This window comes from Micromonospora sp. HM134, from assembly GCF_007833915.1.
GTDB lineage: Bacteria > Actinomycetota > Actinomycetes > Mycobacteriales > Micromonosporaceae > Micromonospora > Micromonospora wenchangensis.
Genome location: NZ_CP041061.1, coordinates 5,937,642 through 5,949,430 on the forward strand (window position 1 = coordinate 5,937,642; position 11,789 = coordinate 5,949,430).

General features: G+C 72.7%; 10 protein-coding genes and 3 pseudogenes. 1 reads left to right on the forward strand and 12 read right to left on the reverse strand.

Annotated features, from left to right (window positions below; translation table 11 throughout):
- Window positions 1–45: 45 nt before the first annotated feature.
- The 12 genes and pseudogenes from era to hrcA all read right to left on the reverse strand — a co-directional run bounded on the left by era (window position 46) and on the right by hrcA (window position 10,884).
- Window positions 46–942, reverse strand: coding sequence for a GTPase Era (gene era, locus FJK98_RS25630; RefSeq protein ID WP_145921275.1), 897 nt, complete (start codon window positions 940–942; stop codon window positions 46–48).
- Entirely contained in the window at window positions 939–1,325 is a 387-nt protein-coding gene (locus tag FJK98_RS25635; RefSeq protein ID WP_145921276.1) for a cytidine deaminase, read from the reverse strand. The genes era and FJK98_RS25635 overlap by 4 nt, the downstream gene beginning before the upstream one ends.
- Window positions 1,318–2,700 (reverse strand): hemolysin family protein, encoded by a 1,383-nt coding sequence (locus tag FJK98_RS25640; protein ID WP_194821762.1) that lies wholly within the window; start codon window positions 2,698–2,700, stop codon window positions 1,318–1,320. The genes FJK98_RS25635 and FJK98_RS25640 overlap by 8 nt, the downstream gene beginning before the upstream one ends.
- Complete coding sequence (gene ybeY / locus FJK98_RS25645; protein ID WP_088644390.1) at window positions 2,676–3,149, reverse strand: rRNA maturation RNase YbeY; 474 nt, start codon at window positions 3,147–3,149, stop codon at window positions 2,676–2,678. Before ybeY ends, FJK98_RS25640 begins: the two co-directional genes overlap by 25 nt.
- Window positions 3,150–3,167: 18 nt before the next feature.
- A pseudogene (locus FJK98_RS34365) lies at window positions 3,168–3,527 on the reverse strand (PhoH family protein); the annotation flags it as partial.
- A 312-nt stretch (window positions 3,528–3,839) separates the two neighbouring features.
- Window positions 3,840–4,610 (reverse strand): annotated as a pseudogene (locus FJK98_RS34880) (phosphate starvation-inducible protein PhoH); the annotation flags it as partial.
- Window positions 4,599–5,294 (reverse strand): annotated as a pseudogene (locus tag FJK98_RS34375) (PhoH family protein); the annotation flags it as partial. The pseudogenes FJK98_RS34880 and FJK98_RS34375, both read right to left, overlap by 12 nt.
- A 213-nt stretch (window positions 5,295–5,507) precedes the next feature.
- Window positions 5,508–6,917, reverse strand: coding sequence for a serine hydrolase (locus tag FJK98_RS25655; RefSeq protein ID WP_145921279.1), 1,410 nt, complete (start codon window positions 6,915–6,917; stop codon window positions 5,508–5,510).
- Window positions 6,917–7,276 carry a histidine triad nucleotide-binding protein gene (locus tag FJK98_RS25660; protein ID WP_145921280.1) on the reverse strand — a complete coding sequence of 120 codons (360 nt, stop codon included), beginning with the start codon at window positions 7,274–7,276 and terminating at the stop codon, window positions 6,917–6,919. Before FJK98_RS25660 ends, FJK98_RS25655 begins: the two co-directional genes overlap by 1 nt.
- Window positions 7,277–7,717: 441 nt before the next feature.
- The gene (locus FJK98_RS25665; protein WP_145921281.1) at window positions 7,718–8,452 is read right to left on the reverse strand and encodes a 16S rRNA (uracil(1498)-N(3))-methyltransferase; all 735 of its coding nucleotides are present in this window, start codon (window positions 8,450–8,452) and stop codon (window positions 7,718–7,720) included.
- Window positions 8,453–8,641: 189 nt separating this feature from the next.
- Entirely contained in the window at window positions 8,642–9,787 is a 1,146-nt protein-coding gene (dnaJ, locus tag FJK98_RS25670; protein ID WP_194821761.1) for a molecular chaperone DnaJ, read from the reverse strand.
- Between the two features lie 74 nt (window positions 9,788–9,861).
- A complete protein-coding gene (hrcA, locus tag FJK98_RS25675) occupies window positions 9,862–10,884 on the reverse strand; it encodes a heat-inducible transcriptional repressor HrcA (RefSeq protein WP_145921283.1) in 1,023 nt (340 codons plus the stop codon).
- Between the two features lie 235 nt (window positions 10,885–11,119).
- Between hrcA and FJK98_RS25680 the strand changes: the two genes are divergently transcribed.
- The gene (locus FJK98_RS25680; RefSeq protein WP_145921284.1) at window positions 11,120–11,722 is read left to right on the forward strand and encodes a DUF4870 domain-containing protein; all 603 of its coding nucleotides are present in this window, start codon (window positions 11,120–11,122) and stop codon (window positions 11,720–11,722) included.
- Window positions 11,723–11,789 lie beyond the last annotated feature (67 nt).

Genomic DNA, 11,789 nt, shown 5'->3' on the forward strand with positions numbered 1-11,789 from the left:
CCATATCAGTGTCCGAATTCCACCCCGGCGTACCCCGACGCCGGATCAGAAACCCAGCTTGCGCAACTGCTTCGGGTCGCGCTGCCACTCCTTGGCCACCCGGACGTGCAGGTCCAGATAGACCCGGGTGCCGAGCAGCTCCTCGATCTGCTTACGGGCGGTGGTGCCGACCTCCTTGAGCCGGCTGGCCCGGTGACCGAGCACGATCGCCTTCTGGCTGGGCCGCTCCACGTAGACGTCGGCGTAGATCTTCATGAGCTGACCCTCGGGGATCATCTCCTCCACCACCACGGCGATCGAGTGCGGCAACTCGTCGCGGACCCCCTCCAGCGCCGCCTCCCGGATCAGCTCGGCGACCAGCACCTGCTCCGGCTCGTCGGTGAGCATGTCGTCCGGGTAGAGCTGCGGTGACGGCGGCAGGTGGCCCGTCATCACGTCGACCAGGGTGTCCACCTGGTGCCCGGAGACCGCGCTGACCGGCACCACAGCGGCGAAGTCGGCCAGCTCGCTGACCGCGAGCAACTGCTCGGCCAGCCGCCGCTTGTCGACCAGGTCGGTCTTGGTGACCACGGCGAGCACGGTGGCCTTCAGCTCGCTCAGCTCGCCGCTGATGAACCGGTCGCCCCGCCCCACCGGCTCGTCGGCGGGGATGCAGAGGCCGATCACGTCGACCTCCGTCCAGGTGGTGCGCACCAGGTCGTTGAGGCGCTCGCCGAGCAGGGTGCGCGGCCGGTGCAGGCCCGGGGTGTCGACCAGCACCAGCTGTGAATCCGGCCGGTGCAGCACGGCCCGGATGACGTGCCGGGTGGTCTGCGGCTTGTTGGAGGTGATCGCGATCTTGGTGCCGACGATCGCGTTGGTCAGGGTCGACTTGCCGGCGTTCGGCCGCCCCACGAAACACCCGAAACCCGCACGGTACGGCCGCTGCTCCACGCCGGTCACTCGATCACCGTGCCGAGGACCGTCCCGTCCGGCGCGGCCACGTGGATCGGCGCGTCGGCGGACAGGTCCCGTACCGCGGCGTGGCCCGCCCCGTCCAGCGTCGACGCCTCGGTCACCACCACCGCCGCCTCCAGCCGGCTCGCCCCGGCCGCCACCGCCGACGCCACCGCGAGCTGCAACGCCGTGACCGTCAACGAGGGCAGCGTGACACTCGCCGCCGCGTACGTCCGGCCGTCCTGGTCGCGGACCGCCGCGCCCTCCACGGCGGACACCCGGGCACGGGCACCACGGGCCAGCACGACCAGCTTGCCGTCCTCGGCGCTCAACTCGGCCGGATCGGACGGGGTGGGCCGGGCGGCCGGCTCGACGGGTGTCTCAGGCATCGGCGGGTTGCCTCTCCTCGGTGCTGTTCTGATTGTCACGGGAATCGGGGCCGCCGGTCGGCGGCACCCGGCTGACCAGCACGCTGTCGATCCGGTTGCGCCGGCCGGTGGTGCCCTCGGCGACCAGTTTGAGGCCGGCCACCTCGGCGTCGGCACCCGGGATCGGCACCCGCCCCAGGGCCTGCGCCAGCAGGCCACCGACCGTCTCCACCTCGTCGGTGGGCAACTCGGTGTCGAACAACTCGCCCAGGTTCTCCACCGGCAGCCGGGCGGTGACCCGCACCGCGCCGTCGGCCAGGTGCTCCACCGGCGGGCGCTCGACATCGTACTCGTCGGTGATCTCGCCGACGATCTCCTCCAGGATGTCCTCGATGGTGACCAGACCGCCGGTGCCGCCGTACTCGTCGACGACGATGACCAGGTGGTTGCGGGCGGCCTGCATCTCCGACAGCAGGTCGTCGACCGGCTTGGACTCCGGCACGAACGTCGCCGGCCGCATCAGCTCGGCCACCGGCGTCTGGTGGGCCCGCAGGTCGCCACCCCGGGTACGCCGGATGAGGTCCTTGAGGTAGAGCACGCCGAGCACGTCGTCGACGCTCTCGCCGATCACCGGGATGCGGGAGAACCCGGAGCGCAGGAACAGCGCCAGCGCCTGGGAGAGGGTCTTGCCCTCCTCGATCCACACCATCTCGGTCCGCGGCACCATCACCTCGCGGGCGATGGTGTCGCCGAGCGCGAAGACCGAGTGGATCATCTGGCGTTCGCCGTGCTCCACCACCCCGCGCTGCTCGGCCAGGTCGACCAACTCGCGCAGCTCGACCTGGGTGGCGAACGGCCCTTCCCGGAAGCCGCGCCCCGGGGTGACCGCGTTGCCGATCAGGATCAGCAGCGAGGCGAGCGGGTTGAGCGCCCGGCCCAGCCAGCGCACCAGCGGCGCCACCGCCCGGCCCACCGCGTACGCGTGCTGCCGGCCCAGGGTGCGCGGGGCCACGCCCACCACCACGAAACTGACCACCGTCATCGCCCCGGCGGTCACCAGCGCCGCCCGCCAGCCCGCGCCGAAGCTGTCCACCGCCACCAGGGCGACCAGGGTGGTGGCGGTCAGCTCGGCGAGCAGCCGGAGCAGCAGCAACAGGTTGAGGTGGCGGACCACGTCACCGGCGACGGCCTGGAGGGTACGCGCGCCGCGCGCCCCGTCCCGGGCCAGCTCGGCGGCGCGCGCCGGGGAGACCGCGGCCAGCGCGGCCTCGGTCATCGCGATCAGGCCGGCGAGCACCACCAGCCCGGCCGCGAAGAAGATCAGCTGAAGATCGGGAAGGCCGGCGGTCGGACCGGCCGCGACTATGTCCATCACCGGGACCGGGTCGACCGCCAGCTGGCCAGCAGCCGGGCCTGGAGGGCGAACATCTCCCGCTCCTCCTCCGGCTCGGCGTGGTCGTAGCCGAGCAGGTGCAGCACCCCGTGCACGGTGAGCAGGTGCAGCTCGTCGGCGGCGCTGTGCCCGGCGGTGGCCGCCTGCTTGGCCGCCACCTCCGGACAGAGCACGATGTCGCCGAGCAGGGCCGGTTCACCGCCGGCCGGGGCGCTCTCCCCCGGGCCGTGGTCGACGCTGCCCTCGTCCATGGGGAAGGCGAGCACGTCGGTGGGGCCGTCGCCGCCCATCCAGCGATGGTTCAGCTCGGTCATGTAGCCGATGTCGACAAGCAGCACGGACAGCTCGGCGAGCGGGTTGACCCCCATCTCGTCGAGGGCGTGCCGGGCCACGGCGAGCACCGCGTCGGTGTCGACCTCGGCACCGGACTCGTTGGCGATCTCGATGGACAACTGTCTTCCTCTGATTGGTTAGCGGCGTCGGCCGGCCCGGCCGCCCTGGGCGGTCCGCCCCGGCACGGCGTGCACGCCCTGCGCCTGCTGGTTCTCCCGCTCGTCCCAGCGGGCGTACGCGTCGACGATCTCACCGACCAGCCGGTGCCGGACCACGTCCGCGCTGGACAGCTGCGCGAAGTGCACATCCTCGACGTGGCCCAGGATCTCCCGGACCACCCGCAGCCCGCTGGCCGTCCCGCCCGGAAGGTCCACCTGGGTGACGTCACCGGTCACCACGATCTTGGAACCGAAGCCGAGCCGGGTGAGGAACATCTTCATCTGCTCGGGCGTGGTGTTCTGCGCCTCGTCCAGGATGATGAACGCGTCGTTGAGGGTGTTGTGGGTGACCAGGAAGTCGTCGGTCACGTACAACGAGTCCTCGGCCGCCACCTGGATGCACATCGTCTCCTGGACCCCGGCCGGCAGGATCGAGTCGATGAACCGCATCGGTCGTCCGCCGCCGTGCTCGTCGTACCGCTGGCGCTTGCGGGCCAGCCGGAACGGCGGAACACCCGAAGGCAGCCGGATCTCCACGACGTAGGCGTCGGCGCGGTGCGGAACCGGAAGCCCGTTGGCCAGACCAGGCGTTCGTCCCTCAGCCTCCCGCACCCGCCAGGTCGCCACCCCACCGAGTGACTGGACCAGGTAGACGACGTCGTCCCGCAACCGGGCCGACGTCGTCGAATACTGCACCCGACAGGTGCGCCCCGCCTGGACGACCGGCCCCCCATCGGTGTCCAGCAGCCCCTGCAGGACGGCCAGCCGCACGTCGACACCGTTCTGCAGGTAGACGTCGGGCACGAACTTGGTCGCCGACTTCGCACCGGCAAGATTCAGTTCACGAAGGACGAGCGTCACCGGGTTGGCGACGATCACCCCGCCCCGGTGACCGTCGACATGCCGGAGCACGTAGTCGTAGTTGCTCTTGCGCACCAGCTCGATGCCGGGCAGTGCCGCAGCGAGCGCGTCGGCCAACTCCGGGTCGGCGGTGCTGAAGGCCGGGGTGGCCCGCGACGAGATGGCACCGTCGCCGAGCAGCAGACCGAGGGCGTACGGGTCGAGCGGCACCTCCTGCGACTCGAGCTGCACCGGTGCCACGACCGGAAGCTCGTACCGGCGGATGTGCCCCCGCCGCTCCTTGCCGATCATCTCGCGCGTCTCGAGGGTGCGCCGACCGCCACGCCGCTTGTCCTCCGGGGTGGCCACGGTCCAGAGGTGTTCACCACAGCAGAGAGTGGACGCGCCGTCCTGGGTCGTGACCCGGTAGACCTGCTTGGGGCCCTGCGGGTAGATGCCGATCACCGGTGTGGGCGTCCCGTTCGAGCCGATGACCAGGTCGCCGACCCGCAACGACCCGAACGGCCGGAAACCTTCCGGAGTCAGCACCCGTGCGTCGTACGGCTGCGCGCGACCCCGCATATACGCCAGCGGGGCCACCTCGATGGTGCCGGCGGCCATCAGCTTCGGGATGGACTCCGGGTCGAGCATGTCGTGCAGCGCGTCGTAGAGCGGGCGCAGGTACGGGTCGATCTTCTCGTTCAGGGTGCCCGGCAGGAAGCCCAGCCGCTCGCCCGCCTCGACCGCCGGACGGGTCAGGATGATCCGGTTGACCTGCTTGGCCTGGAGCGCCTGCACGGCCTTCGCCATCGCCAGGTAGGTCTTGCCGGTGCCGGCCGGGCCGATGCCGAACACGATCGTGTTGGCGTCGATCGAGTCGACGTACGTCTTCTGCCCCAGCGTCTTGGGGCGGATGGTGCGCCCGCGCCGGGAGAGGATGTTGAGGGTGAGCACCTCGGCGGGCCGCTCGGTGCCGCCCTGTTCGAGCATGCCGACGGTACGCCGGACAGCGTCAGTGGTCAGGGTCTCGCCTTTCTCGATCAGTTCGAGCAGCTCGCTGAAGAGGCGCTCGGCGAGAGCGTTGTCCGCGGGCGCGCCGGTGATGGTGATCTCGTTGCCGCGAACGTGCACGTCGCTGGTGACCGAACGTTCGACGAGTCGCAGGATCTCGTCGCCCGCGCCGAGCAGGTTGACCATGATCTTGGCATCGGGAACCGTGATCCTGGTCTGCACCCGGGGCGGGCCGGGAGGTGGGGTGCCGGTCATAGGTCGGGCCGTGGGGCCCTGCGCCACCTGCTTCCATCTCGCGCCGTGCCCTGCTGGCGCGGCGTGCGGACGATACTCCCATCGTATCCGCTCGGCCCCGGCGGCACCGCGTCACTTTTCCCGCCCGGTTCGGACCGGGCGGTCGTACCGCCCTCCCGGGCCGGCGTCGGGCCGGCGGCCGGGGGGTTGGCATCCGGCCGGGGGCCGGCCCGGTCAGGCCCGGAAGTCGTACCGGTCGAAGGTCTCCTGGTGGCGGGTGAAGCGGTAGGTGGCCCAGTGCATCGCGACCACCGTCCCGTCGTCGTCGCGGGTGAGCCGCAGCAACTCCCCGACCTCCCGCCCGGAGACCGTCCGGAACACGTCCGGCGACTGCGGCGTCGGCGCGAACACCGCCGGGGGCCGCCCCGCCGGATCGTCCGCGCCCCGGGCCCGCAACGCCCCGTCGTGCCAGGAGAAGATGTACTCGAAGCCCTCGCCCCACCAGCGGCCCAGCAACCCGCGCAGCGGTCCGGGCGCTCCCGGGCCCGGCCGCCACGGCACGACCTCCGCCGGGTCGTGCTCGGCCGAGGCGGCGAGCAGCCGGTGCGGCAGCTCCAACACCTCGGCGGCGGTACCGCTGGAGGCGAGCACCGCGCAGCCCATCGCGCCGGCCGTGCCGTCCCCGCCGCGCCGGCCGTAGACCCCGGCCAGGAACCCCGGCATCGCGCCGTCGTGCCCCACGTGCACCACCCGGTCCGCGAACGGGACCAGGATCAGACCGAGCCCGAAGCCGGCCTTCCAGACCGTCTCGTCGGTGGTGGTCACCGGCCAGCGCATCTCGTCCAGCGTCGTCGCGGCGAGCACCGCCCCGGTCGGGTCCAGCGCGGCCGGGTCGGCCAGGAACGCCGCCCACCGGGCCATGTCCGTCGCGGTGCTCCAGAGCTGGCCGGCCGGCCCGATCGCCCCGAAGTCGGTCGGCGGCTCCGGATGCACCTCGTCGGAGTACGCGTCGACCAGGAAACCGGTCACCGCCTGCGGCCCCGGGTCGACCGAGGTGCCGGCCAGTCCCAGCGGGGTGAGCACCCGGTCGGCGAGCACCTCGGCCCAGGTGCCGCCGCGCAACGCGCCGACCAGCCGACCGAGCAGCGCCATGCCCAGGTTGGAGTAGTGGTAACGGCGGCCGGTGGGCAGCACCCGCTCGACCCGGGCCAGGTCGGCGACCAACTCGTCCACCTGCGGCGCGCGCAGCGTGTCCCACACGTCGCCGTACGGCTCGCGTTGCAGCCCGGCGGTGTGCGAGAGCAACCGGCGTACGGTCAGCTCGCCGTGCGCGGGCAGCGGCAGGTGCCGGCCCAGCGGGTCGTCCAGGTCGAGCAGCCCGTCGTCGCGGCACTGCATCACCAGCGCGGCGGTGAAGGTCTTGGTGACCGAGCCGATCCGGAACCGGCTCGCCGGGCCGAGGACGGTGTCGTTGCCGGTGCCGCCGACCTCGAAGCTCCAGAGCGGACTGTCGGCCCGGTGCAGCGCCACCGCCAGGGCGGGCACCCGTGCCTGCGCCTGGGTCCCGCGGACCATCCGTTCCAGCCGACGCCGTACCTGCGCCCCGTCGCCGTCCGGCTCGGGTTCCCCGTCGGCCGTCGACATCACACCAGGTCCCGGGCCAGCATCGGGCCCAGGGGCGCGCCGCCGAGCAGATGGGCGTGCACGTGGAAGACCTCCTGACCGCCGTACGGGCCGGTGTTGAACATCAGCCGGAAGCCGTCGCCGGTCAGCCCCTCGTCCTCGGCCACCGCCGCCGCCGTGGCCAGCACCTCGCCGGCCAGCGCGGGGTCACCCTGGCCGAGCGTCGCCACGTCGGCGTAGTGCTCCTTGGGGATGATCAGCACGTGCACCGGCGCCTTCGGCCCGATGTCACGGAAGGCCAGGGTGGTGGCGGTCTCCTTGACGATGGTGGCCGGAATCTCCCCGGCGACGATGCGGCAGAACAGACAGTCGGCTCCCATCCCCCCACTCTAAAGACCACCCTCGTTCCTTTACTCCCTCCCCACCCCTCCGCCCCTCCGCCCGCCCCCGCCCGCGTTGATCAAGAGCTTTACGTCAATCCCAGGCCCGCCGATGACCCAAACCTCTTGATCACCGGACGCACCGCCGGGGACGGTGGTGCGGGGTGACGTCGAGGGACGGTGATCAAGAAGTTTGCGGCGGGAATCGGGCCGGGGATGACGCAAAGCTCTTGATCACCCGGCGCACCGTCGGGAGACAGCGTCGCGGGGCAGTGATCAAGAAGTTTGGGGCGGGAATCGGGCCGGGGGGTGACGCAAACCTCTTGATCAACGCGGGCGGGGCGGGGCGGGCGGGGCGGGGCGGGCGGGGCGGGGCGGGCTGGGCGGGGCAGCGGGCAGGTTCGGGGCGGGGCTCGGCGGGGTGGGGCAGGGCGAGGTGGGTTACCAGCGGGAGAGGCGGGTGGAGAGGACGGCCAGGGCGGCGGGGCCGGCGGTGGAGGTGCGCAGGACCGAGGGTCCCAGGCGTACCGGGCGGGCGCCCGCGTCGGTGAAGGTGGTCAGCTCGGTCGGGGCGATGCCGCCCTCCGGCCCGACGACCAGGACGATCTCGCCGGTGGTCGGCAGGTCGACCGCGGTGAGCCGTTCCTCGGCCTCCTCGTGCAGGACGAACGCCGTGCCCGCCCCGGCGATCCGGCGCGCCACCGTGGCGGTCGACTCGTCCGGGGCCCCGGCCACCACCGGCAGCCACGCCCGGCGGGCCTGTTTGGCCGCCTCCCGGGCCGTCGCCACCCACTTCTCCCGGGCCCGTACGCCCCGGTCGCCGCGCCACTGCGCCACCGAGCGGGACGCCGCCCAGGGCACGATCTCGTCCACCCCGACCTCGGTCATCGCCTGCACGGCCAGTTCGCCCCGGTCGCCCTTGGCGATGCCCTGCACCACGACCAGCCGGGGGACGTCCGCGTCGACGTACCCCCGGGAGGTGACGGTGACGTCGAGGGCGCCCCGGCCGACGGCGGTGACCACGGCGGTGGCGGTGCCGCCCCGCCCGTCGGCGAGCAGCAGTTCCTCGCCGACGCGCAGCCGTTGCACGGTGGCGGCGTGGTGCCCCTCGGGGCCGTCCAGGGTGAACTGGTCGGCAGGGGGCAGCGACTCGACCAGGAACAGCGGCGCGGACACGCCGCTCAGGCTAACCGGCCGGCCCGGCCGAGAAGCCACCCGGACCCCGGCCGGGCCCGGCCGAACAAGCCAGCCAGGGCCGGGCAGGCCAGCCGAAACGAGCAAGCCAGGACCCGGGCAGGCCAGCCGGGACGAGGCAGGCCAGCCGGCACGAGGAGGCCGAAGCTCCGCTGTCCCGGTACGGCCGGGTCAGGCGTGGCCGTTGAAGGCGTCGCGCATCCGGGAGAAGAAGCCACCCTGCTTGCTCAGCTCGGCGACCTCCTCGCCCCGGGTCTTGGCGAAGTCCCGCAGCATCTTCTCCTGGTCGGCGTCGAGCTTGGTCGGGGTACGCACGTCGAGGTGGACGTAGAGGTCGCCCCGGCCGGTGCCGCGCAGGTGCGGTACGCCCCGGGCGCGCAGCCGTAGCGTGCTGCCCGGTTGGGTGCCGGCCTTGACGTCGACGTTCTCGTCGCTGTCCAGCGTCTTGATGGTGAGCCGGGTGCCCAGCGCGGCGGCGGTCATCGGCACGGTGACCCGGCAGTGCAGGTCGTCGCCCTTGCGGGAGTAGACGTCGTGCGGCCGCTCGTGGATCTCGACGTAGAGGTCACCGGCGGTGCCGCCACCCGGGCCGACCTCGCCCTGCTGGGCGAGCCGGATGCGCATGCCGTCCTCGACCCCGGCCGGGATCTTGACGGTCAGCGAGCGGCGGGTACGTACCCGGCCGTCGCCGGCGCAGGTCGGGCAGGGATGCGGGATGGTGGTGCCGTAGCCCTGGCAGACGGTGCACGGCCGGGCCGAGACGACCTGGCCGAGGAAGGTGCGCTGCACCGACTGCACCTCGCCCCGGCCGCCGCACGCCTCGCAGGTCGCCAGGTGGGTGCCGGCCGCGGTGCCCGCCCCGGAGCAGGTGGTGCAGAGCACGGCGGTGTCGACCGTGATCGGGGCCTCGACGCCGAAGGCGGTCTCGTGCAGGTCCAGTTCCAGCCGCAGGATCGCGTCGGCCCCGGGCCGGGTACGCGGTCGGGGGCCACGGGTGCCACCGGCCGCGCCGCCGAAGAAGGCGTCCATGATGTCCTGGAAGCCGACGAACGGACCGGCCCCGCCGGGGCCGCCCGGGCCGCCGGCGCCCCCGCCGCCCGGGGCGAGCGGGTCGCCGCCCAGGTCGACGATCTGCCGCTTCCGGTCGTCCGAGAGGACCTCGTACGCGGCGTTGATGTCCTTGAACTTCTCCTGTGCCTCCGGGTCCGGATTGACGTCCGGGTGGAACTGCCGCGCCAGCTTGCGGTAGGCGCGCTTGATCTCGTCGTCGGAGGCTTCCCGGCTCACGCCGAGAATGCCGTAGTAGTCCCTGGCCACTGCGTTCCGTGTCCTCATGTTCGTCTCGCGTTTGCGCCGGTCGGCGGCCGGAGCCGGCCGCCGGCCCTGACTGGTCAGTTCTGGGCCAGCAGCTCGCCCACGTAGCGTGCCACGGCCCGCACCGTGGCGATGGTGCCGGGGTAGTCCATCCGGGTCGGGCCGAGCACGCCCAGCCCGCCGACGATGGTGGTGCCCGGGCCGTACCCGGTGCTGACCACCGAGGCGGCGCGGAGGTTGTCGATCTCGTTCTCGTCGCCGATCAGCACCCGGGTGGTGCTCGGCTCCGCCTCGCCGATCAGCTTGAGTAGCACGACCTCCTCTTCGAGCGCCTCCAGGATGGGTCGCAGCGAGCCCTGGAAGTCGAGCAGGCCGCCCCGGGTGAGGTTGGCGGTGCCGGCCAGCGCCAGCCGCTCCTCGGTGCGTTCCACCAGGGTCTCCAGCAGCACGGTGGACAGGGTGGTCATCGCGCCGCGCAGGTGCGGAGCACTCTCGTCGACCAGCGCCTGCACCAGCGGCGGAGTGTCGGACAACCGACTCCCGACGAGTTTCTCGTTGACCAGCCGGCGCAGGTCGAGGACGTCGTCGGCGGGGACCGGCGCGGGCAGCTCGACCAGCCGCTGCTCGACCCGCCCGGTGTCGGCGATCATGACCAGCATCAGCCGGGTGGTGGAGATCGGCACCAGTTCCAGGTGGCGCACCGACGAGCGGGCCAGCGACGGGTACTGCACCACGGCGACCTGCCGGGTGAGCTGCGCCAGCAGGCGTACGGTGCGGTGCACCACGTCGTCGAGGTCGACCGCGCCGACCAGGAAGCGCTCGATGGCCCGGCGTTCGGCCGGGCTGAGCGGCTTGACCCGGGAGAGCCGGTCGACGAAGAGGCGGTAGCCCCGGTCGGTGGGGACCCGGCCGGCGCTGGTGTGCGGCTGCCGGATGTAGCCCTCCTCCTCCAGCACCGCCATGTCGTTGCGGACGGTCGCCGGGGAGACCCCGAGCTGGTGCCGCTCGACGAGCGTCTTGCTGCCGACGGGCTCCTGCGTGGCGACGTAGTCCTCGACGATCGCCCGCAGCACGGCGAGTTTGCGGTCGTCGAGACCCATCTCCCACCTCCTGACGCACGTCGCCCCGGGCGCTGCCGCGCCCGGGCAAGCACTCTGGCACTCGACTGTAGCGAGTGCCAGTCTACGTCGGCAGGGCCGCCGCCGCGATGATCAAGACGGACCGTCGGTGCGCCCGCCCCGGCGGATGCCGGCGCGGGCGCTGACCGAACGTCGAGGCCAACCTCACCAGTGTCGCTCTGGTGCACCCTTGCCGGCAGCCCCTACCGTGGCGGGCATGACTGAACCACCTCGCCCTCCCGGCGCGGGGGACGGCGTCCCGCCGGACCCGACCGCGCCCCAGGGCTCGCCATACGAGCCGCCCACCGCACCACTGTCCGGCGCGCCGGGGGCGGGCGGGTATCCCCCGCCCGGCGGGTATCCGCCGCCCACCGGTGACCAGCCGCCGGCCGGCGGCTACCCACCGCCGGGTGGCTACCCCCCGCCCGGTGGCGGATACCCGACCGGCGGCACCTACGGTGCGCCGAGCGGCGGCTACGCCAACAGCGAGGACAAGACCTGGGCGCTGGTCGCGCACTTCGGCGGTGCCGCCGGCGCGTTGATCAGCTTCGGCCCGCTCGGCTTCGTCGCCCCGCTGATCGCCTACCTGGTGCGCGGGCAGCAGTCGCCGGCCGTCCGGGCGCAGGCGCTGGCCGCGCTGAACTTCCAGATCCTCTGGTCGATCATCGCGTTCGTGCTGCTGTTCGTGAGCTGGTGCCTGCTCTTCCTGCCCAGCATCGCGGTCGTGGTGATCCAGATCCTGTTCGGGATCATCGCCGGCATGAAGGCCAACGAGGGTCAGGCCTACCGCTACCCGATGTCCACCAGCTTCATCAAGTGAGTCCCGGCCGGCCGCTCCCCCGGCCGGTCGGGCACCACCGCCCGCCCCGGCGCGCCCCGCTGCGGTG